General features: G+C 68.5%; 22 protein-coding genes. 14 read left to right on the top strand and 8 right to left on the bottom strand.

Features of this window, described 5'->3' with window-relative positions; genetic code table 11:
• Together JC881_RS01675 and JC881_RS01670 are read right to left on the bottom strand one after the other, a co-directional pair.
• Nucleotides 1-525 carry a DinB family protein gene (locus JC881_RS01675; protein ID WP_198783979.1) on the bottom strand — a complete coding sequence of 175 codons (525 nt, stop codon included), beginning with the start codon at nucleotides 523-525 and terminating at the stop codon, nucleotides 1-3.
• 54 nt (nucleotides 526-579) lie between these two features.
• Entirely contained in the window at nucleotides 580-1,659 is a 1,080-nt protein-coding gene (locus JC881_RS01670; protein WP_198783978.1) for a DUF72 domain-containing protein, read from the bottom strand.
• Between the two features lie 61 nt (nucleotides 1,660-1,720).
• Between JC881_RS01670 and JC881_RS01665 the strand changes: the two genes are divergently transcribed.
• The 8 genes from JC881_RS01665 to JC881_RS01630 all read left to right on the top strand — a co-directional run bounded on the left by JC881_RS01665 (nucleotide 1,721) and on the right by JC881_RS01630 (nucleotide 8,288).
• The gene (locus JC881_RS01665) at nucleotides 1,721-3,199 is read left to right on the top strand and encodes a sensor histidine kinase (RefSeq protein ID WP_198783977.1); all 1,479 of its coding nucleotides are present in this window, start codon (nucleotides 1,721-1,723) and stop codon (nucleotides 3,197-3,199) included.
• Nucleotides 3,196-3,834 carry a response regulator transcription factor gene (locus JC881_RS01660; RefSeq protein WP_198783976.1) on the top strand — a complete coding sequence of 213 codons (639 nt, stop codon included), beginning with the start codon at nucleotides 3,196-3,198 and terminating at the stop codon, nucleotides 3,832-3,834. The genes JC881_RS01665 and JC881_RS01660 overlap by 4 nt, the downstream gene beginning before the upstream one ends.
• 262 nt (nucleotides 3,835-4,096) lie before the next feature.
• Nucleotides 4,097-4,591 (top strand): GlcG/HbpS family heme-binding protein, encoded by a 495-nt coding sequence (locus JC881_RS01655; RefSeq protein ID WP_198783975.1) that lies wholly within the window; start codon nucleotides 4,097-4,099, stop codon nucleotides 4,589-4,591.
• A gap of 4 nt (nucleotides 4,592-4,595) precedes the next feature.
• Nucleotides 4,596-5,291 carry an ankyrin repeat domain-containing protein gene (locus tag JC881_RS01650; protein ID WP_198783974.1) on the top strand — a complete coding sequence of 232 codons (696 nt, stop codon included), beginning with the start codon at nucleotides 4,596-4,598 and terminating at the stop codon, nucleotides 5,289-5,291.
• Between the two features lie 44 nt (nucleotides 5,292-5,335).
• Complete coding sequence (locus JC881_RS01645; RefSeq protein ID WP_198783973.1) at nucleotides 5,336-5,980, top strand: FMN-binding negative transcriptional regulator; 645 nt, start codon at nucleotides 5,336-5,338, stop codon at nucleotides 5,978-5,980.
• A gap of 1 nt (nucleotide 5,981) precedes the next feature.
• Entirely contained in the window at nucleotides 5,982-6,215 is a 234-nt protein-coding gene (locus JC881_RS01640; protein ID WP_198783972.1) for a hypothetical protein, read from the top strand.
• Nucleotides 6,205-7,326, top strand: coding sequence for a tRNA adenosine(34) deaminase TadA (tadA, locus tag JC881_RS01635; RefSeq protein WP_198783971.1), 1,122 nt, complete (start codon nucleotides 6,205-6,207; stop codon nucleotides 7,324-7,326). The genes JC881_RS01640 and tadA overlap by 11 nt, the downstream gene beginning before the upstream one ends.
• Complete coding sequence (locus tag JC881_RS01630) at nucleotides 7,323-8,288, top strand: LD-carboxypeptidase (protein WP_198783970.1); 966 nt, start codon at nucleotides 7,323-7,325, stop codon at nucleotides 8,286-8,288. Before tadA ends, JC881_RS01630 begins: the two co-directional genes overlap by 4 nt.
• Nucleotides 8,289-8,356: 68 nt before the next feature.
• Here JC881_RS01630 and JC881_RS01625 read toward each other — a convergent pair whose 3' ends face one another.
• Complete coding sequence (locus JC881_RS01625; RefSeq protein ID WP_233101480.1) at nucleotides 8,357-8,599, bottom strand: hypothetical protein; 243 nt, start codon at nucleotides 8,597-8,599, stop codon at nucleotides 8,357-8,359.
• 358 nt (nucleotides 8,600-8,957) lie between these two features.
• Here JC881_RS01625 and JC881_RS01620 point away from each other — a divergent pair, with 358 nt between their 5' ends.
• The 6 genes from JC881_RS01620 (at nucleotide 8,958) to JC881_RS01595 (ending at nucleotide 14,912) form a co-directional block, all read left to right on the top strand.
• Complete coding sequence (locus JC881_RS01620; RefSeq protein ID WP_093432461.1) at nucleotides 8,958-9,905, top strand: adenylate/guanylate cyclase domain-containing protein; 948 nt, start codon at nucleotides 8,958-8,960, stop codon at nucleotides 9,903-9,905.
• 81 nt (nucleotides 9,906-9,986) lie between these two features.
• Complete coding sequence (locus tag JC881_RS01615) at nucleotides 9,987-10,340, top strand: hypothetical protein (RefSeq protein ID WP_198783968.1); 354 nt, start codon at nucleotides 9,987-9,989, stop codon at nucleotides 10,338-10,340.
• Nucleotides 10,341-10,551: 211 nt separating this feature from the next.
• Entirely contained in the window at nucleotides 10,552-12,378 is a 1,827-nt protein-coding gene (locus tag JC881_RS01610; RefSeq protein ID WP_198783967.1) for a DUF1800 domain-containing protein, read from the top strand.
• Nucleotides 12,379-12,394: 16 nt separating this feature from the next.
• Nucleotides 12,395-13,870, top strand: a complete 1,476-nt coding sequence (locus tag JC881_RS01605; protein ID WP_198783966.1) for a DUF1501 domain-containing protein — start codon at nucleotides 12,395-12,397, stop codon at nucleotides 13,868-13,870.
• Nucleotides 13,867-14,229, top strand: coding sequence for a hypothetical protein (locus JC881_RS01600; RefSeq protein ID WP_198783965.1), 363 nt, complete (start codon nucleotides 13,867-13,869; stop codon nucleotides 14,227-14,229). The genes JC881_RS01605 and JC881_RS01600 overlap by 4 nt, the downstream gene beginning before the upstream one ends.
• Before the next feature lie 47 nt (nucleotides 14,230-14,276).
• Nucleotides 14,277-14,912 (top strand): CAP domain-containing protein, encoded by a 636-nt coding sequence (locus JC881_RS01595; protein ID WP_198783964.1) that lies wholly within the window; start codon nucleotides 14,277-14,279, stop codon nucleotides 14,910-14,912.
• A 28-nt stretch (nucleotides 14,913-14,940) separates the two neighbouring features.
• Here the strand turns inward: JC881_RS01595 and JC881_RS01590 are convergent, their stop codons facing one another.
• From JC881_RS01590 to JC881_RS01570, 5 genes are read right to left on the bottom strand one after another with little or no spacing between them, the layout of a single operon-like run.
• Nucleotides 14,941-16,446 (bottom strand): mannitol dehydrogenase family protein, encoded by a 1,506-nt coding sequence (locus tag JC881_RS01590; RefSeq protein WP_198783963.1) that lies wholly within the window; start codon nucleotides 16,444-16,446, stop codon nucleotides 14,941-14,943.
• Between the two features lie 2 nt (nucleotides 16,447-16,448).
• A complete protein-coding gene (gene manD, locus JC881_RS01585) occupies nucleotides 16,449-17,660 on the bottom strand; it encodes a D-mannonate dehydratase ManD (protein WP_198783962.1) in 1,212 nt (403 codons plus the stop codon).
• 54 nt (nucleotides 17,661-17,714) lie between these two features.
• Entirely contained in the window at nucleotides 17,715-18,479 is a 765-nt protein-coding gene (locus tag JC881_RS01580) for an amino acid ABC transporter ATP-binding protein (protein WP_198783961.1), read from the bottom strand.
• On the bottom strand, nucleotides 18,479-19,138 hold the full coding sequence (locus JC881_RS01575; RefSeq protein WP_198783960.1) for an amino acid ABC transporter permease: 660 nt from the start codon (nucleotides 19,136-19,138) through the stop codon (nucleotides 18,479-18,481). The genes JC881_RS01580 and JC881_RS01575 overlap by 1 nt, the downstream gene beginning before the upstream one ends.
• Complete coding sequence (locus JC881_RS01570) at nucleotides 19,138-19,803, bottom strand: amino acid ABC transporter permease (RefSeq protein ID WP_198783959.1); 666 nt, start codon at nucleotides 19,801-19,803, stop codon at nucleotides 19,138-19,140. Before JC881_RS01570 ends, JC881_RS01575 begins: the two co-directional genes overlap by 1 nt.

The raw sequence follows: 19,803 nt of genomic DNA, 5'->3' as shown, positions 1-19,803 counted from the left end.
TTACGCGGCCTGCAGCTGACCCTGCATCCGGCGAGCAGGATCGGTGCTGTGCAGGTACACCGCAAAGGTGTCCCACGGCAGGCCGACGGCATGCTGCCGCATGAGCCGCCCGATCTCGCCGCGGTGGTAGCCGCCATGGGTGACGACGTGGGCCAGCATTTCTTCGCGCGTCATGAAGCCCTTGTCGCCATCGGTGAAGGAGAAGGGCACGGATTCGGCAAGCTGTTCCGGTGTCACGGTTTCCACGTAGCCGAGGTACCAGCGGTCGAGTGCGGCAACCGAGCCGCGAAGCGCTTGCAGCGTGGGCGTGTCGGGCGTGTTGTCGGCTGCGAAACCGTGCGGCCTGCCGGTGAGGTGCGCCGCGAAGATCTGGTCCACCACGTGGCAGTGGTTCATCAGCCGGATGGCGTCGTGGCGCGCATCCTGGTGGCGTTCCGGATCGAAGCCTTCCAGCTTTTCGAGCAGCTCGTCGTTGGCCCAGGCGCGGTAGCCGAAGAGGGTGCGAAGCAGTGACAGGGAGCTCATGACCGGTGTTCCTGTGGGGCGTCGCGGTCATGCTACGTGAATAGGATTTCCTGTCTACCCCGGCCGCGATTGCAGGTCGACGATGTCCCGCGCGAGCGAAGCGATCGTGAGCGGGGCGCAGCCCTCGGCGTTGTTGCTCACGGTGACGAAGGCGTTCTGGCCGGCGCGCGTGGTGCCGGCGATCACCTTGGCAAGCGCCGCGCGCGTCTCGGGATCGGGGTCCACGATCTTGTCGAACGGGCCGTAGAGTTTTTCCGCATCCTCATAACCGAAGCGGCCGTGGCGGCGGTGCAGGTTCCAGCGGCACACCAGCGGGCCGGGCCAGAGCGCACGCAGCATCGGCAGCTGGTCTTCGATCGGCGGCATCTTCGCGTGCAGGCCCATGCAGAAGGTCGCGCCCACGCTGCGCAGCATGTCGGCGAAGGCGGGGCACAGCAGTTGCGGGTCGCGCACCTCGACGGCGATGACAGCGTCGGGCGCGGTCTGCTTCAGGTCGGGCAGGGCTTCGAGCATGTCGCCGATGCGCGTGAGCAGCGCGGGCTGGTCGGCCAGCAGCTGCGAAGGGATCGGGCTCAGCTGGAACACCAGCGCGCCGATGCGGTCGCCCAGGCCGTCGAGCGCGGGTTGTACGAACTCCTGGATCGCGATCTCGCTGTTGAGGAACACGGGGTTCACCTGCGTGCCGCGGCCGCTTTCGTCGCGCACGGTGGCATCGGTCACGAGACTCGGGGCCTTGACCACGAAGCGGAAGTCGGCGGGCACCATGGCCGCGTAGCGCGCGTACTGGCTTGCGGTGAGGGCGCGGTAGAAATTGCGGTCTAGGCTCACGGTGCGGAACAGCGGGTGCCGCGCGAGCGCCGCGAGGCCGTTCTTGGAGAGCACGGTCTCGGCGTACTCGCCGTCCCACACAAGGTTGGCCCAGCCGGGGTAGCTCCATGACGAGGTGCCCAGGCGCAGGTTCGGCGAGAGCTTGGAGGCCAGCTCGACGAGCGCCGGGTCGGCGGGCATCGGGGCCACGGTGGCGCCGCGCGATTTCTTCTTCGCGGGCTGTTCAACCTCGAGGGGCGGCGGTGCCACAGGCGCCTCCTGCGGGCGCGGGAGATCGGGAAAGAGGGTGTCCTGGACTTCGCTCATGCTGGGGCCGCATTCTGGGCCCACTTCGATCCGCCCCGCAGCGGCGGGCACAATCCGCGCCATGAAACAGTGGTTGCGCGCGCAGGGTGGTTGGTGGCTGGCATGGCTGGCCCTCACGGCCGTGGGCGCGGTGTGGCTGGCGCGCGTGGAGCTCGCGCAGCTGCACCAGGACTTCGAGACCGACGCGCGCATCGCGCACCGGCTCATGAGCCAGCAGGTGGTGCAGTACGACGCGGTGCTCGCCACGCTCGCGCTGCTGGAGCCCGGCGCCGATGCGGGGCAGCCGGAGCAGCGTTTGCCCTCGGTGTACGCGTCGATCCTGAAGGTGCAGCGTCGCGCGCGCGAGGAGCCGTGGCCCGATGGCAAGCAGTCGGACGCACTGGCCGCCGCCGAGGCGCGCTCCCGCAGCCAGCAGCGCGCCGACCTCGCATCGCTCGATCTCGCACGCGGCCGCTACCAGCTCGTGATGGGCGCCACGCCCTTCAGCTACGCGCTCGAAATCGACCTGGCCGGCTCCGTGCCGTGGCGCGACTGGCCGATGAATCCGCAGACGAGCCCGGTGCGCGTGAGCCTGCAGCGCGATGGGCAGCAACTCGTGTTGCAGCCCGGTCGGCTGGGCGAAGGCGGCTGGCGCTTCGGTCTCACCAAGGCACTGGCCTCACCGAGCCAGCCGTTCGATCTGGTGGCCGAGCGCCAGGTCGGCTGGGGCGAGCTGCCGTGGCGCAGCATCGCCGGATGGGCCGTGGCGATGGCTCTGCTGTCGGCGGGCTTGTGGATGGCGCAGCGCCAGCGCATCGCGCGCCGGCGCGCCGAAGAGCTGCTGCGGCTCGGGCAGGTCGCGCGGCTCAATGCATTGGGCGAGTTGTCGGCAGGCTTGGCGCATGAACTCAACCAGCCGCTCACGGCCGTGCTGGCCAACACGCAGGCCGCGCGCCGGTTGCTCGACGACGATCCGCCCGACCTCGCCACCGCGCGCGATGCGATGGGGCAGGCCGTGGAGCAGGCCCGCCGCGCGGCCGGCGTGGTCGGCCGGTTGCGCCGTGTGATCGAGCGGCCCGAGGCCGGCGGCGAGGTGAAGCCGCTGGTGCTGCAGGAGGTGGTGCGCAGCGCGATGCACCTGCTCGCGCCCGAGTTCGCGCAGCGCGGCGTCGCGGCGCAGTTCGATGCGGGCGCGCAGGCGCCGGTGCGCGTGCAGGCCGAGGCGGTGGCGCTGGAGCAGATCGTGCACAACCTGCTGATGAACGCGCTGCAGGCGCTGGACCTCGTGCCGGCCGCGGAGCGCCGGCTCGTCGTGTCGGTCGGGCGGAATGGCCAGGAGGGCGTGCTGACCGTGACCGACAACGGCCGCGGCATTTCGCCCGAGGCGATGCCGCGGCTCTTCGAGCCGTTCTTCAGCACGCGCGAGGGCGGCCTCGGGTTGGGGCTGAGCCTGAGCGAGACGCTGGCGAGCGGCATGGGCGGCAGCCTGACGGCGGCCCATGCGGCGCCGCGCGGCGCGCGCTTCACTTTGCTGTTGCCGCTGGTAGTGCAGTCCACATGAACACATCCGCCACGCATCAACCGCAGTCGCCGTTAATCCACCTGATCGACGATGACCAGGCGGTGCGCGACAGCCTCTCGCTTCTCATCGGCACCGTCGGCCTGCGCGTGCAGGGCTGGGCCGATCCGCAGGCCTTCATCGACGGCTTCGACCGTGCGAGCGTCGGCGCCATCGTGCTGGACGTGCGCATGCCCGGCATCAGCGGGCTCACGGTGCTCGACCGTCTGATGGCGCAGGGCGTGGACCAGCCCGTGATCATGCTGACCGGCCACGGCACGGTCGAGATGTGCCGCCGTGCCTTCAAGGCCGGTGCGGCGGAGTTTCTCGAGAAGCCGGTGGACGACGAGCAGTTGCTCGAGGCGCTGCAGCAGGCGGTGCGCCAGCATGTGCGCACGCGCGAGCGCTCGCAGGCCGACAACGCCGCGCGCGAGCGCGTCGCGCAGCTGTCGGAGCGCGAGCGCGAGGTGCTGGCGTTCATCGTGCAGGGGCTCACCAACAAGGAGATCGCGCGCACGCTGGCGCTGTCGCCGCGCACGGTGGAGACGCACCGGGCCAACCTGTTCGCCAAGCTCGATTGTGATTCGCTCGCGCAGCTCATCCGGCGGTATGCGGTGCTGGTGAGCGTGGAAGGCTGATACCGATCGCGTTCGAAAGGGAATAGATCCGTTCACGCTGAGCTTGTCGAAGCGCCGCGCGAGGCTTCGACAAGCTCAGCCCGAACGGTTTTGGCGGATCGAACGAAATTTCGTCTGAGGGGCGCGCTCCGTAGTTCTACGGAGCGGCGGGCGTAGCCGTACGAATGGCCGCGGCGCACGGCTTTTTCTACAGTGGCGCAGCCGTCGGCCAACACAAAAATGGGCCGGCGCAGTCACCCTGCATCCACTGGAGAAATCAACAATGCGTTCCATTCTTTGCCTCGCCGTCCTGCTCGCCGCATCGGCCGCCCAAGCCCAGACGCCGGCGCCCGCCGTGCGCACCGAGAAGAACATCTCGCTCGCGCTGGCCAACCAGATCGCGGCCGAAGCCGTGGCCGCCTGTGCCGCCAACGGCTACAACGTGGCCGCCACCGTGGTCGACCGCGCCGGCACCGTGCGCGCCGTGCAGCGCGCCGACAACGCCGGCCCGCACACGCTGGCCTCGAGCGAGCGCAAGGCCTGGACCTCGGCATCGGCCAAGAGCGCGACGCAGGCCATGATGGAAGGCGCGCAGAAGAACGCGGGCGCCGCGAACCTGGTGTACCTGCCGGGCTTTTTGCTGCTGGGCGGCGGCGTGCCGGTGAAGTCGGGCAACGAAGTGATCGGCGCCGTGGGCGTGGGCGGCGCGCCGGGCGGCCACCTGGACGACCAGTGCGCGAACGCGGCGATCGAGAAGGTCAAGGGCCTCTTGGGCTGATGCGATGAAGCGCGGTATCCGGACCCTCCTGCTGGCTGGCGCGCTCGGCCTGGGCGCTGCGGCCGGCGTGTCGGCCCAGGTGCCGCCGCTCGCGGCCGAGGTGCTGGCCTATGAAGGGCTGCACAAGGCGGCATGGCATGGCGATCTGCCGAAACTCAAGGCGCTGGTCGCCTCGGGCGCGAGCCTCGATGCGCGCGATGTGAAGGGCCGCACGCCGCTGCACGTGGCCACCTACGCGCGGCAGCGCGAGGCCATCAAGCTGCTCGCCAGGGCGGGCGCGAACCTCGACCTGCTCGAAGACGACCGCTACGACGCAGTGACCATCGCTTCGGTCGCCGACGACGTGACCACGCTCACATTGCTGCTCTCGCTCGGCGCCAAGGCCGGGCAGACCACGAGCCGCTACGACGGCACCGCGCTCATCGCCGCCGCGCACCTGGGCCACGACGAAGTGGTGCGCCGCCTGATCGCGGCCGGCGCGCCGCTGGACCACGTGAACAACCTGCACTGGACGGCGGTGATCGAATCGATCGTGCTCGGCGATGGCGGCCCGCGCCACCAGCGCACGCTGGCAGCGCTGCTCGATGCGGGCGCGAGCGTGAAGCTCACCGACCGCCAGGGCAACACGCCGCTGCAGCTGGCCAAGGCGCGCGGCTACGGCGCAATGGCCAGGCTCCTGGAAGCGCCGCGCGCAAGATAGGCCGGCTCGGGGACAATCGGGGTTCGCCACGAGGAAAACACCCCATGTACATGCCCCCGCAGTTCAATGCCAAGGACCCGGCCATCGCGCTGGAGTTGATGCGCTCGCACCCGTTCGCCAGCCTGATCTCGAACGACAACGACGGCCTGCCGTACGTTACGCACCTGCCGCTGGTGGCGGAGCAAGGGGCCGGCGACCAACTGGTGTTGTGGGGGCATTGCGCCAAGCCGAACCCGCACTGGCGCTACCTGCAGGCGCGGCCGCAGGCGGTCGCGACCTTTCTCGGACCGCACTCGTACCTGTCGCCCCAGGTCTATCCGGACCTCGCGCGCGTGCCGACGTGGAACTACCTCGCGGTGCATTGCACGGTCGAGGCCCGCTTGATCGAGGAGCCCACCGAGAAGGACGTGCTGCTCAAGAAGCTCATCGGCGAGCACGAGCCCGCCTATGCGCAGCAGTGGCGCGACCTGGGCGAGGAGTTCCAGCTCAAGATGCTGAACGGCATCGTCGGCTTCGAGCTGCGGGTGACGGCGCTGCAGTGCAAGGTCAAGATCAACCAGCACCGCAAGGAATCGCATGCGGCCATGCGCGCGATGTACGGCGCCGGCACGCCGGACGAGCAGGCGCTGGCGGTGTGGATGGACCGGCTCGGCATGAACGCCGAAGCGCCGGTGGCGGAAGGCAACTGAGATGCGCGTATTCGGATTGCTCGGCCTCGTGCTGGCGCTCGTGATCGTCGGGCTCATCGCGAAGAAGCAGTTGACGACGGCGGCGGCGCCTTTGCCTTCAGTGCCCGGCGCAGCGACTCCCGCGCCGGGTGACGCACCCGCCGATGTCCGCACGCAGAGCCAGCAGGTCCAGCAACAGGTCAAGGACGCGCTCGACGCCGCGGCGCAGGCGCGCAAGATGCCGGATGAAAACTGAGTTGCCCTCGCAGCCGGACGACGCGCACTGGATGGCGCTCGCGCTGGCCGAGGCGCGTCTTGCGGCCGAGGCCGGCGAGGTGCCGGTCGGCGCGGTGCTGGTGAAGGACGGCCAGGTCATCGCGACCGGCCGCAACACGCCCGTGGCGCAGCACGACCCGAGCGCCCATGCGGAGATCAACGCGCTGCGCGCCGGTGCCGCCGCGCTGGGCAACTACCGGCTCGATGGCTGCGAGCTGTTCGTCACGCTCGAGCCGTGTGCGATGTGCGCGGGCGCGATGCTGCATTCGCGGCTCGCGCGGGTGGTGTTCGGCGCGGCCGATCCGAAGACCGGGGCGGCGGGCTCGGTGCTCGATCTCTTTGCCGAGCCGCGGCTGAACCACCGCACGCAGGTGCAGGGCGGGGTGCTCGCGGAGCAATGCGCTGAGGTGCTGCAAGGCTTTTTCCAGCAGCGGCGCAGTGTGGCGCGCGAGCAGGCCGAGCCACTGCGCGACGATGCGTTGCGCACGCCGGTCGATCGATTCGCGGCGCTCGGTGACTACGCCTTTGCGCCGCACTACGTGCACGATCTGCCGAGCCTTCAAGGCTGGCGCATGCACTACGTGGACGAAGAGGGCGCGCCGGGAGAAGACAGCCAATTGGCCTGTTGCCTCTGCCTGCACGGCCCCGGCGAATGGGGCTACTTCTTCCGTCGTCTCGTCGGCGCGCAGGGGCTGCGCACGCTGGTGCCCGACCTCATCGGCTTCGGCAAGAGCGACAAGCCCAAGCGCGAAGCCGCGCACAAGCCCGAATGGCACCGCGACGTGCTGATCGAATGGCTGGACCAGGTGCAGCCACGGCCGCAGTCGGTGGTGCTGGTGCACAGCAACGCCGCTGCGGGTATCGCATCGCTGTTGCAAGACGCGGCGGCCGATCGTTTCGTGGCCGCGATCGTCGCGCCCGATGGCGGCGAGCGCATCAAGGACGCATGGCGCGCGCCGTATCCGGACCGCGGCTACGAAGCCGCGCTGCGAGCGCTCGGACCGATCGCTTCGTTCTCGGGCCCGGGCGGCGCAGAGGCGCTGGCGATTGCCCGGCTCGCGCGCAACGCAATGGGATACTCGACCTCGTGACCAAACACATCTACATCTACTCTCCCTCCAGCGCGATCCGCGACAAGGCCGCCTTCCGGCGCGGCGTGAAGAGGCTCCAGGCCCTGGGCCACGAGGTCGAGATCGACCCCGATGCGCTCTCCGTTCACCAACGTTTCGCGGGCGACGACGCCACGCGGCTCGCCGCGATTTCCCGGGCCGCCGCGAGCGGCGCCCACATCGCGCTCATCGCGCGCGGCGGCTACGGGCTCACGCGCATCCTCGACCAGATTCCGTACAAGGCCGTGGCCAAGGCGATCCAGCATGGCACCGAGTTCGTCGGCTGCAGCGACTTCACCGCGCTGCAGAACGCGCTGCTCGCCAAGAACGGCGGCGTCACCTGGTCGGGCCCCGCGGTCGGCGAGGACTTCGGCGCCGAGGCCGGCGCCGACGACATCATGGAAGCCTGCTTCGACGACCTGTTGAGCGGGCAGGGCGAAGGCACCGGCTGGCGCATGCCGGCGCGCGATGCCGAGCTGAAGTTCAAGCCCGTGGAAGACGCGGTGCTCTGGGGCGGCAACCTCTGCGTGCTGACGAGCCTGCTGGGCACGCCGTACTTTCCATCGGTCGACAAGGGCATCCTCTTCATCGAGGACACCAACGAGCACCCTTACCGCATCGAACGCATGCTCGACCAACTGAAGATGGCCGGCGTGCTCGCCAGGCAAAAGGCGATCGTGTTCGGCCAGTTCACGGGCATCCGCAAGGTGCCGGGGTACGACCGCGGCTTTGGCCTGGACACGGTGGTCGACCGGCTGCGCGCGTCATTGAAGAAGGTGCCGGTGCTCACGGGCCTGCCGTTCGGCCACGTGCCGACGAAGGTGCTGCTGCCGGTGGGCGCGAAGGTGGCGATGGCGGCCGAAGGGCGCGACGTGTTCCTCGTGTGGGGACATCGGCATGCCCCTTCGCACGACCATGACCATCACCATGACCACGCGCACTGAGTGCGGTGCCGATAAGCGATGAGCGGTGGGAAAGAGGGGCGAGCAGGCCGTCCGAGGCCGCGCCGCCTTCAGCCGTTGTTGGTGAAACGCTGATGGGCGCGCGGGCCCATCGAGCCGGGCAGGCCGCCCTTGAACATGCTGTTGATGCCCTTCATCTGGCGCCGCGCGGCGGATTCGCCGTCGATGGCGCTCAGCGCGGTCATCACGTCCTGGCGCAGGTACCAGAGGGCTTCGACATCGGTGGCGAACCGCACGCGCTGGCTCACGCGCTGGATCGAATGGCCGCCATGGGCCTGGAGCACCGACAGCATGGCCGTGCGAATTCGCCCCAATTGGCTTTCAGCCTGGCGGGATCCGAAACCGGGCACGTTCAGCAGACGAAAAATGCGGCGGAGGAGCACCATGTGACGAATAGCGTATTGCCGGAAGCCAGGACGGCCGCTACCTTAAGCTTCAGTTAACCAATACACAAGGTGTGAAACATTGTTTCTTGTTTGCAAACAACAAACTTTACGTATCACTTAAAGCGTGTATTGAAATTTGATATCGAAAGTACTACATCTTCCAACGCGCCGGTGATGGGGCATATGTCAAATAAAACACCGGCAGGAGTCCGCGAGGCTTCCTGACCATAATCCACCAGCGATCGCTACCGAGATACAGAACAGTATGGGTGTCAATGCCACAGTCGTTTTCGCGGACCTGACGGGGAGCACCCGGGTCTTCGAAGCCATGGGAAATGCGCGAGCCACCGAGACGGTGACGCGCCTGACCCAATGGATCGGCGGCGTCTGCCAGGCGCACGGTGGCCGCGTGGTGAAGTCGCTGGGCGACGGCGTGTTCGCCATCTTCACGAGCGGCGCGGCCGCCACGCACGCGGTGATCGAACTGCAGCGCTACCACCAGAAACGCCTGCAGGTCTGGCCCGCGCCGCTGCGCATGGCGCTGCAGATCGGCGTGGCCAGCGGCGAGGTGGTGGAACTCGAAGGCGATTGCTTCGGCGATGCCGTCAACCTCGCGTCGCGGCTGAGCGACCTGGCCGGGCCGGGGCAGATCTGGGTCACTGACGCGGTGATCTCGCAGCTGCGCGAAGGCGCGGTGCAGCACCGCGACCTCGGGCTCATCAACATCCGGGGACGCAGCGAGATGTCGGTGGTGCACCGCATCGACTGGCAGGAGGATGTGACCTCCTTTCTCACTGTGCCGGCCGCGCTCGCGCCGCTGCGGATGCCGGACTCCTCGTTCGGCCAGATCGAGCTCTCATGGCTCGATGTGCGCTCCATGTTCAGCAGCGAAGAACTGCCGATCCACCTGGGGCGCGTGGACGACGCGCAGTTCGTGGTCAACGACCCGCGCGTCTCGCGGCTGCATGCGCGCATCGAGATGCGGCAGGGCAGTTGCGTGCTGATCGACATCAGCACCTACGGCACCTGGGTGCGTTTTCACGGCAACGGCGGGCCGAGCACCGAGATCGCCTTGCGCCGCGAAGAGTGCGTGCTGCACGGCCGCGGCGAAATCGGCCTGGGCGCGCCGCTGAGCGACTTCAGCGCGCCGACCATCGCCTTCAACACGACCGGCGGCGAGGTGATGCTCTCGCGCCGCGAAGTGGGTCCCTGAGGGCGCCTGAGTGCACCGGCGGCTTGCGTCGGGCGTTGCTTGTCGAGCCGGGCGCCGTTCGCCCCTGGCCCTGGAGCCGCTGTGAATTTCAAACGACATCCTTCTGTTTTCAAATGTGCAACCCTCGGCGCGATCGCTGCCGGCGCATTGCTCGCCGCGGGCGCCGCCAATGCGCGCGGCCATTGGTCGGTGCAGATCGGCACGCCCGGTTATGTGGGCGGTGGTTATCCGGCGCCGTATTACGCGCCGCCGCCGGTTTATTACCCGGCACCGATCTATTACCAGCCCGCACCCCCGGTCTATTACCGGCCACCGCCGCCGGTTTATTACCGCCCAGCACCCATCTACAGCCCGCCGCCCGGACGCATCTATTACGGTCCCGGCTATCCTTATCGCCCGCCGAATGGCGACGAATGGGACGACGAGCGGGACTAAAGAACTTGCAAGCCGCGTTAACTTAAGACTTGCCCAAATAGGTCTTGGAAGTTGTCAATTTTGTTTCTGAAGTGACGAAAAAGTCACATAAAGTCACAAATATTGGGTTGACGACCCCGTCGTCAAAGGTTCTCACCACCGAAATCCACAGGGCACGGCACTTGCCTTGATGAGCGCTACCGGCGTCGGGACGCCGCAGGAGCGAGGAATCATGGTGGAACGGATCGAAGCCGGTTGCGCGAGCGTGGCCGACGAATTGGCGTACGTCGATGCGCCGGCAAAAACAGACACGGCCGCGGGCGAAACCTCGTCCGCGCCCGTGCCCTTGAAGGCCCTGGCAACGTTCTCCATCGCAGCCGCGCTCGCGGCCTGCGGTGGGGGTGGCGGCGGAAGCGGCGGTGGCGGTGGTGGATTCGCCGGCGGCTTTCCTCCGCCAGGCTCCGGCACCGGAACGGACGAGGGCCCTTACCGCTACCCGCAGGCCAAGACCGACGACGAGGCCGCGCGCTTCCTGCTGCAGGCCCAGTTCTCGGCCTCGGAGGCGGAGATCGCCGACGTGCGTAACAAGGGTTACCTGCCCTGGCTCAGCGAGCAGTTCGGCGCACCGCGCGCGCAGTCGGCCTGGGAGTGGCTCGACAGCAAGCCTTGGGACAGTGCTGCGATCGACGCGGCCATCTGGCGCCAGCTGATGGCGTCGGCCGACCCGGTGCGCAAGCGCATGGCGCTCGCGCTCAGCGAGATCTTCGTGGTCTCGGCCAACGAGATCGGCTCGAACTGGCCCCACGCCATGATGGCCCAGTACTTCGACACGCTGGTGGCCGGCGTCACCGGCAACTTCCGCACGCTGCTGGAAGACGTGACGCTCAACCCCGCGATGGGCTTCTACCTGAACACCCGCGACAACCGGAAGGAAGACGGCCGCGGCCGGCAGCCCGACGAGAACTACGCGCGCGAAGTCATGCAGCTCATGACCATCGGCCTGTCGCAGCTCAATGCCGACGGCACCGTGAAGACCGGCCCCGACGGCCAGCCGCTGGACAGCTACACGCAGGACGACGTGACGAACCTCGCCCGCGTCTTCACCGGCTACGTGCTGGACATCCGCGGCGCCGAGCGCACCGGCTTCACCCCGCCCAACGGCGGCGGCCCCATCGACACCAAGGACTGGACCACGCGCCCCATGGCCTACGTGGCCGCCAACCATTCGACGATGGAGGCCAAGTTCCTCGGCACCACCGTGCCCGGCGGCACGCCCGGCCCGGCGGCGCTGAAGATCGCGCTCGACGCGCTCTTCAACCACCCCAACGTCGGCCCCTTCATCGGCAAGCAGCTGATCCAGCGGCTGGTGACCAGCAACCCCAGCCCGGGCTACGTCAAGCGCGTAGCCGATGTCTTCGCCAACAACGGCGCGGGCGTGCGCGGCGACATGAAGAGCGTGTTCGCGGCCATCCTGCTGGACGACGACGCGCGCAGCCCGGCTGGCCTTGCGGACCCGAACTTCGGGCGCCTGCGCGAGCCCATGCTGCGCTTCGTGCAATGGGGCCGCACCTGCGGCATCGCCTCGGCCACCGACGCCTGGAAGATCGGCATCCTCTCGGACGCGAGCTTCGGCCTCGGCCAGAGCCCGCTGCGCTCGCCCTCGGTCTTCAACTTCTTCCGGCCCGGCTACGTGCCGCCGTCCACCGCCATCGCCGCCAACAAGCTGGTCGCGCCCGAGTTCCAGCTGGTCAACGAAAGCAGCGTGGGCGGGTATCTGAACTTCATGCAGGGCGTGCTGCCGAACGGCTTCAACGGCAAGGACGTGATGGCCAGCTACGCGGCCGAGCGGGCGCTGGTGTTCGACCCCGCGGCGCTCGTGCGGCGGCTCAACCTGCTGTTGACCGGCAACCAGCTGCTGCCCTCGACCGTCGCCCTCATCACCACCGCGCTCGCCACGCCCAATGTCACGACGGCGAGCAACGACGGCGCGAAGCTCAATCGCATCTGCGCCGCGATCCTCCTGGTGATGGGGTCGCCCGAATACCTCGTCCAGAAATAAAGCGGAGCGTTTTTCCATGTACCTGATCGACCCCGCGCGGCACACGCGCCGCGCCTTCCTCCGCCGCACGGGCCAGCTCGCGATGGCCGGCACGGCGCTGCCGTTCGCGCTCAACCTCGCCGCCATGGGCGAGGCCGCCGCGCAGGCCGCGCCCGGCGACGACTACCGCGCGCTGGTGTGCGTGTTTCTCTTCGGCGGCAACGACTACGCGAACACCGTCGTCACCTACGACGCCGACAGCTACGGCCAGTACAGCCTGATCCGCGGCGGCGACGGCGAGGCGGGCGGCGGCATCGCCATCGCGCGCGCCGCGCTCGCCGCGACCGAACTCAAGCCGACGCAGGCGCTGCCCGGCGGCCGTGCGTACGCGCTGCATCCGTCGATGACGGGGCTGGCCGACCTCTTCAACAACCAGGGCAAGGTGGCGGTGCAGCTGAATGTCGGCCCGCTCATCAAGCCGCTGACGCGCGCGCAGTACAACAGCAGCAACCGCCGCGACTTCCCGATTCCGCCCAAGCTCTTCTCGCACAACGACCAGCAGTCGGTGTGGCAATCGTCTTCGCCCGAAGGCTCCACCGTCGGCTGGGGCGGCAACCTGGGCGACCTGGCGCTCGGACCGAACGGGGGCTCGCTCTTCACCTGCATGTCGGTCGCGGGCAATGCGGTGTTCCTCTCGGGCGACCAGGCGTTGCAGTACCAGGTGGGCACGGGCGGCGCGGTGCGCATCGGCGCGGTGAGCGGTACCGGCGGCAACCTCTTCGGCTCGGCCACGGTGAAGGCCGCGATGCAGCAGATCGTGCAGCGCGAGAGCGGCCACACGCTGGAGAACGAATACACCAAGGTCATCCGACGCGCGGTCTCGGCCGAGGGAAAGATCACCGACGCGATCCAGTCGGATTTCCCGAACGGCACCTTCCCGCAGCAGAACAACCTGGCCGACCAGCTCAAGATGGTCGCGCGCCTTATTCGCGGGCGCGTTGCGCTGGGCGTCAAGCGCCAGGTGTTCTTCGTCTCGATGGGCGGCTTCGACCTGCACGACGACCTGATCGCGCGCCAGCCCGGGCTCATGAAGAACCTGTCCGATGCGCTGGTCGCGTTCCACAACCAGATGGGCGTGCTCGGCGTGGCCGACAAGGTCACGGCGTTCACCGCCTCCGACTTCGGCCGCACGCTCTCGAGCAACAGCAATGGCTCCGACCACGGCTGGGGCAGCCACCACCTGGTGGTCGGCGGCGCGGTCAAGGGCAAGGCGCTGTACGGCACGGCGCCGCCGGTGAGCATCACCAACACCGCCTCCGACATCGACCAGTGGCACGTGGGGCAGGGGCGCCTTTTGCCCACCACCTCGGTGGACCAGTACGCGGGCACGCTCGCGCGCTGGTTCGGCGTGCCCGACGACCAGCTCGACGGCATCCTGCCGAACCTCAAGAACTTCGGCATGACGGCGCCCAGCGGCATCGTCTATCCGCGCAACGTGGGGTTCATGGCATGAACGACGCGGGCGGCATGAAGGGAATGAACGGGATGAAGGGCTTGAACGGGCAGGACGGCGGCACGCGCGTGTCCTTTCCGTCCGAGGGCGCCAGGAAGACGTCGCTGCGCGTTCACGGTGCGGACCTGACGCCGATGCACCCCTTCTCCAGCGTCGAGGGCGCCATCGCGGCCATCGACGCGCTGGACCGCGGCCTCAGGGAGTTCGAGCTCTCGGTGTCCGACAATCTGCAGGACTACCTGGGCGTGCAGATGGCGCAGATCACCGACCGGGCGCTCGCGCGCGGCTGGGAGCCCATCAGCTTCATGCAGAAGAACGGGTTCCGGCGCTATCGTTTCAAGGCCATGCGCCGGGCCTGAGGCCGTTGTCTCTGTCTTTTTTTCTTTCACAAGGATCGCCGGAAACCATGCGTTCGAAACTCCATTGCACCGCCATCGGCACCCTCAGCGCCCTCGCGATCGTGCTGCTTGCATCCTGCGGTGGGGGAGGGGGTGGCGGTGGTGGCGGCGCAGTGCCGGTCGGCCTGGGCATTCCACCCGTGGCCGCGCCGGCTCCCGCGCCGGCACCGGCCGTTGATCCGGCGCCGGCGCCCGGCCCCACCGCACTGGAGAGCTGCGGCCTGCCGGACTTCGTGCAGGACACGATCACCCGCGTCAACCAGTTCCGCAGCCAGCCGCAGACCTGTGGCGCCACCGCGTTCCCGGCCGCCGCGCCTGTGGCATGGAACGCGCAACTCGATGCGGCCGCGACACGCCATTCGCGCGACATGGTCGCCAAGAACTTCTTCGACCACACCGGTTCGGACGGCAGCACCGTGGGCACCCGTGCCACCGACGCGGGCTACAAGTGGTCGGGCGTCGGCGAGAACATCGCGGCCGGGCAGAACAGCGTCGCCTCGGCCATGAACTCGTGGCAGGGCAGCGAAGGCCACTGCCGCAACCTGATGGGCGCGAACTACAAGCATGTGGCGCTCGCGTGCGTGCGCGGTGGCGCGGGCAACGCGTATCCGTACTACTGGACGATGGTGCTCGGAACGCCCTGACCGGCAGCCGGGCGCGCGGGGCGAGGCGTCAGGGCATCGCCTCCAGCGTGGCTATCACACCGCGCTCTTCGAGCCGTTGCACCTGATGCGCCACTGCCGCAACAAAACGCGGCTCCCCACCCAACTCGCCGAAGACCGGCGCAAAGCCGGTGAAAAACGCGACGCGGTCGTGCACTGAGCGGGCTGTGCCGGCCTGCGCGCGCCGTGCCGCCAATGCGCCGGCCAGCGGGTCCTGGATCTCGTGCGGCGCGCCGGTTTCATCGACACCGCGCAGGTAATGGATCCATGCCGCCACCGCCAGCGCGAGGCGGTCGATGGGTTGCCCGGCGCGCAGCCGGTCGCGCACCGTGCCGAGCAGGCGCTGCGGCAGTTTCTGCGAGCCGTCCATCGCGATCTGTTTCGTCTGGTGCTGCAACGCCGGATTCGCAAAGCGCTGCAGCAGCCGCGCGCGATAGCCGTCCAGGTCGATGCCCTGCATCTCGGGCAGCGTCGGCGCGATCTCTTCGCGCATCAGCGCGTCGATGTAGCTGCGCAGCGCCGGCTCGGCCATCGCGCGGTCCACCGTGCGAAGCCCGGCCATCGCGCCCAGATAAGCGAGCGCCGAATGGCTGCCGTTGACCATGCGCAGCTTCAGGCGCTCGAAGGGCTCGGCGTGTTCGACGAAGCGAGCGCCGCCCGCGGTCCAGTCGGGCCGGCCGTTCGCGAAGCGGTCTTCCACCACCCATTCGAGAAAGGGCTCGCCGATCACCGGCCACGCGTCTTCCACGCCAAGGCGCGCCGCGATGCGTTCGCGGTCCGCGTCGGTGGTGCGCGGCACGATGCGGTCGACCATCGAATTGGGAAAGGTGCAGTGCGCCTCGATCCATTCGCAGAGGTCCGCGTCCACCTGCTGCGCGAATGCCAGCACGATGCCCCGCGTCGTGTCGCCGTTGGCCGGCAGGTTGTCGCAGGACAGCAGCGTGAGCGGCGCGAGCCCGCGGCCGCGGCGCAGGTTCAGCGCATGCGCAACGAAGCCGGGCATCGTGCGCGGCCCCTCGGGGTGCGCAAGGTCGTGGGCGATGTCGGCGTCGTCCAGCCGCAATGCGCCCGTGGCCGGATCGTGGTGATATCCCTTCTCGGTGATCGTCAGGCTGACGATGCGCGTGTCCGGATGGGCGATGCGTTCGAGCACGGCCTGCGGGTCTTCCGGCGCGACCAGCACGTCGAGCAGGTTGCCGATGACCTGCAGCGACTCGCGCGGGCTGCCGTCCTCGGCCGCATCGCGCAGCGCCAGCGTGTAGAGACCGCCCTGCGGGCGCAGCGCATCGCGCGTGTCGCCGGCGCGCAGCGACACGCCGACGGTGCCCCAGCGCAGGTCGCCGCTCGCATGCAGCGCCGCCTCGTTGACGACCGCGATGTGCGCGCGGTGAAACGCGCCCACGCCCAGGTGGACGATGCCCGCCTGCAGCGACGCGCGCGGGTACAGCGGCCGCGCAAGGTCCGGCGGAAGGTCCGGCGGAAGGTGGGGCAGGGTGTCGGGATGCAGGCGCGCCATGCTCACCAGTTCCAGAGCGTGCCGTCGTGCTGCAGCCGGTTCACCGGCAGGTAGGCGCGCTGGTACGGGTACTTGGCGGCCAGCGCTTCGTCGATGTCCACGCCGTGGCCCGGTGCTTCGCCCGGATGCAGCATGCCGTTGGCGAAGGTGTACGAGTGCGGGAACACCGCATCGGTCTCGTCGGTGTGGCGCATGTACTCCTGCACGCCGAAATTGGGCACCCACAGGTCGAAGTGCAGCGCCGCGCCCATGCACACCGGCGACAGGTCGGTCGCGCCGTGGCAACCGGTGCGCACCTGGTAGAGCGAGGCGAGGTCCGCGATGCGGCGCAGCTGCGTGATGCCGCCCGCGTGGACCACGGTGGTGCGGATGAAGTCGATCAGCTGGTTCTGGATCAGGTCCTTGCAGTCCCAGATGCTGTTGAAGACTTCGCCCACGGCCAGCGGCGTGGTGGTGTGCTGGCGGATCAGCTTGAAGGCCTCCTGGTTCTCGGCCGGCGTGGCGTCCTCGATCCAGAACATGCGACAAGGCTCCAGCGCCTTGCCCAGCCGCGCCGCCTCGATGGGCGTGAGCCGGTGGTGCACGTCGTGCAGCAGGTGAGTGTCGGGCCCGACCGCGCTGCGCACCGCCTCGAAGAGTTTGGGCGTGTGCTCCAGGTACTTGGCCGTGGACCAGTCGTGCTCGCCCGGCAGGTCGGCGTCGGCCGGCTCGTAGAACATGGTGCCGCCGCCCACGCCGTAGACCTTCTCCAGGCCCGGCACGCCGCTTTGCGCGCGGATCGCGAGGTAGCCGTCTTCCTTGTAGCGCAGCACTTCATCGACGGTCTCCTCGATGTCGCGGCCGTTGGCGTGGCCGTACACCATCACGCCGGTGCGGCTCTTGCCGCCGAGCAACTGGTAGAGCGGCATGTTGGCGGCCTTGGCCTTCAGGTCCCACAGCGCCGTGTCGACCGCGGCGATCGCGGTCATCGTCACCGGGCCGCGGCGCCAGTAGGCGCCCTTGTACAGGTACTGCCAGATGTCCTCGATCTGGTGCGCGTCGCGGCCGATGAGGCAGGGAATGACGTGCTCGGTGAGGTAGGCCGCCACCGAGAGCTCGCGCCCGTTGAGCGTGGCGTCCCCGATGCCGGTCAGGCCCTCGTCGGTCTCGATCTTGAGGGTGACGAAGTTGCGGCCCGGGCTGCAGACGATGATGCGGGCGTTGGTGATTTTCATGAGGGTTGCGGTTCAGGAAAGAGGGTGGGAGTTCGGCCCGGCCCAGGACCAGGACTAGCCTTGCCAGCCGAGATGGCCGAGAAAGTCGCGCGTGCGCTCGGCGTGCGGCGCCTCGAAGATCTGCCGGGGCGGCCCCTGCTCGACGACCTTGCCGTGGTCGAACACCACGACCCAGTCGGCCACGCTGCGGGCGAAGGCCATCTCGTGGGTCACCACGACCATGGTCATGCCCTCGTCGGCCAGCTTCTTCATCACGTTGAGCACTTCGCCGATGGTCTCGGGGTCCAGCGCGGAGGTGGGCTCGTCGAACAGCATCACCTCGGGCTCCATGGCCAGCGCGCGCGCAATGGCCACGCGCTGCTGCTGGCCGCCGGAAAGCCCGCTCGGAAAGTTGAGCGCCTTGTTGGCCAGGCCCACCTTCTCGAGCAGCTTCATCGCGCGCTCGCGCGCCTTCGCCTCGCTCATGCCCAGCACGGTGACCGGGCCGATGGCCACGTTGTCCAGCGCGTTCTTGTGCGGAAAGAGCTCGAAGTTCTGGAACACCATGCCCATGCGCTGGCGCACCTTGCGCGCCTGGCGCTCGTCGGTGGGCAGCGGCACGCCGTCGATCAGCACGCGGCCGCCGTCGATGGTTTCCAGCGCGTTCGTGCAGCGCAGCAGCGTCGACTTGCCCGAGCCCGAGGGGCCGATGAGGCACATGACCTCGCCCTTGTTGACCTGCACCGTGATGCCGTCGAGCGCGACGAAGTCGCCGTACAGCTTGCGCACGTTGTCGTACACGACGACCGGCGCCTGGCCCGCCGATTTGCGTTCGCTCATCATTCCTTGACCTCGAATTTCTTCTGTACCCAGTCCACCAGCTTGGCCTGCGGATAGCCCATGAGCCAGTAGATGGCGGCCATGGCCGTGAGCATCTCCAGCACGCGAAAACTCGACGAGCGGATCTGCAGCGCCACGTGCGCGAGCTCGCCCACCGCGATCACCGACACCAGCGAGGTGTCCTTGAAGAGCGACACCCACGTGCTCGCCAGCACCGGCAGCACGCGCCGCCAGGCCTGCGGGATCACCACCTTGCGCATGGCCTGCCAGCGGCTCATGCCGACCGCGATGGCGGCCTCGGTCTGGCCCTTGCGGATGGAGTTGATGCCCGCGCGGAAGGTCTCGGCGTTGTAGGCGGACACGTTCAGGCACAGCGCCACCAGGCCCGTGGTGAAGGCCGAGAACTCGATGTGCAGCAGCACCGGCATCACGTAGAAGGCCCAGTACACGACCAGGATCAACGGCAGGTTGCGAAAGAACTCCACGAAGGCCTGGCTCGCGCCCGACAACACTCTTGATCTGGACAGCCGCATCAGCGCGAGCACGATGCCCGCCGGCACGGCCACCACCATGGTCAGCACGGTGAGCAGCACCGTGAGCAGCGCGCCGTGCAGCAGGTCGAAGCGGTGGTCCCAGACGATGCTCCAGTCCAGCCCCATCACGACCTCCCCAGGTGCGCAACGCGCTTGTAGATCGCATCGATCAGCCGTGTTCCGGGGAACAGGATGATGAAGTAGATGCACATCACCACCGTGAACACCTCGATCGGCCGGTAGCTCTGGCCCGCGATGGTCTCGGCGCGCTTCATGAGTTCGGGCACGGCGATGACGGTGGCGATGGCCGTGTCCTTGATGGTGATCGAGAGGATCGAGCCGAAGGCCGGCAGCATGCGCACCAGCGCCTGCGGCAGCACGACCTTGCGCACGATCTGCGCGCGCGACATGCCCAGCGCGAGCGCCGCGCGCACCTGGCCGGGCCGGATCGACTCGATGCCCGCGCGCACGATCTCGGCCACGTAGGCCGCGATGTGCAGCGTGAGCGCCATCAGCGCCGCCCAGAACGGATGAAAGCTGATGCCCGTGAGGATGGGCACCGCGAAATAGAACCACACCAGGATCACCAGCACCGGAATCGCGCGCTGGGTGTCGATGTAGAACACGATGGGAATGCGCAGCCAGGCCGCGCCGTACACGCGGCCCAGGCCCAGCGCGGTGCCCAGCACCAGCGCGCCGGCGGCGGTGAGCACCGACAGCAGCAGCGTGACGCCCAGGCCGCCCAGCAGGTACTGCCAGCTGTCGATCAGCGGAGAGAAATCGAGATCCAT

Origin of the sequence: Variovorax sp. IB41 (assembly GCF_016405905.1) — a bacterium.
Taxonomy (GTDB): domain Bacteria; phylum Pseudomonadota; class Gammaproteobacteria; order Burkholderiales; family Burkholderiaceae_C; genus Variovorax.
Note: the sequence above shows the minus strand (reverse complement) of the source record. Positions and strands in the feature narration are given on the sequence as shown.

Bases quoted from the DNA above. Each gene is read 5' to 3' on its own strand.
- JC881_RS01665 (WP_198783977.1), top strand. From the start codon at position 1,721: ATGAAACAGTGGTTGCGCGCGCAGGGTGGTTGGTGGCTGGCATGGCTG.
- JC881_RS01610 (WP_198783967.1), top strand. From the start codon at position 10,552: ATGGTGGAACGGATCGAAGCCGGTTGCGCGAGCGTGGCCGACGAATTG.
- JC881_RS01645 (WP_198783973.1), top strand. From the start codon at position 5,336: ATGTACATGCCCCCGCAGTTCAATGCCAAGGACCCGGCCATCGCGCTG.
- JC881_RS01660 (WP_198783976.1), top strand. From the start codon at position 3,196: ATGAACACATCCGCCACGCATCAACCGCAGTCGCCGTTAATCCACCTG.
- tadA (WP_198783971.1), top strand. From the start codon at position 6,205: ATGAAAACTGAGTTGCCCTCGCAGCCGGACGACGCGCACTGGATGGCG.
- JC881_RS01575 (WP_198783960.1), bottom strand. From the start codon at position 19,138: ATGGGGCTGGACTGGAGCATCGTCTGGGACCACCGCTTCGACCTGCTG.
- JC881_RS01650 (WP_198783974.1), top strand. From the start codon at position 4,596: ATGAAGCGCGGTATCCGGACCCTCCTGCTGGCTGGCGCGCTCGGCCTG.
- manD (WP_198783962.1), bottom strand. From the start codon at position 17,660: ATGAAAATCACCAACGCCCGCATCATCGTCTGCAGCCCGGGCCGCAAC.
- JC881_RS01625 (WP_233101480.1), bottom strand. From the start codon at position 8,599: ATGCTGTCGGTGCTCCAGGCCCATGGCGGCCATTCGATCCAGCGCGTG.
- JC881_RS01580 (WP_198783961.1), bottom strand. From the start codon at position 18,479: ATGAGCGAACGCAAATCGGCGGGCCAGGCGCCGGTCGTCGTGTACGAC.
- JC881_RS01600 (WP_198783965.1), top strand. From the start codon at position 13,867: ATGAACGACGCGGGCGGCATGAAGGGAATGAACGGGATGAAGGGCTTG.
- JC881_RS01675 (WP_198783979.1), bottom strand. From the start codon at position 525: ATGAGCTCCCTGTCACTGCTTCGCACCCTCTTCGGCTACCGCGCCTGG.
- JC881_RS01590 (WP_198783963.1), bottom strand. From the start codon at position 16,446: ATGGCGCGCCTGCATCCCGACACCCTGCCCCACCTTCCGCCGGACCTT.
- JC881_RS01640 (WP_198783972.1), top strand. From the start codon at position 5,982: ATGCGCGTATTCGGATTGCTCGGCCTCGTGCTGGCGCTCGTGATCGTC.
- JC881_RS01655 (WP_198783975.1), top strand. From the start codon at position 4,097: ATGCGTTCCATTCTTTGCCTCGCCGTCCTGCTCGCCGCATCGGCCGCC.
- JC881_RS01620 (WP_093432461.1), top strand. From the start codon at position 8,958: ATGGGTGTCAATGCCACAGTCGTTTTCGCGGACCTGACGGGGAGCACC.
- JC881_RS01670 (WP_198783978.1), bottom strand. From the start codon at position 1,659: ATGAGCGAAGTCCAGGACACCCTCTTTCCCGATCTCCCGCGCCCGCAG.
- JC881_RS01595 (WP_198783964.1), top strand. From the start codon at position 14,277: ATGCGTTCGAAACTCCATTGCACCGCCATCGGCACCCTCAGCGCCCTC.
- JC881_RS01570 (WP_198783959.1), bottom strand. From the start codon at position 19,803: ATGGATCTCGATTTCTCTCCGCTGATCGACAGCTGGCAGTACCTGCTG.
- JC881_RS01605 (WP_198783966.1), top strand. From the start codon at position 12,395: ATGTACCTGATCGACCCCGCGCGGCACACGCGCCGCGCCTTCCTCCGC.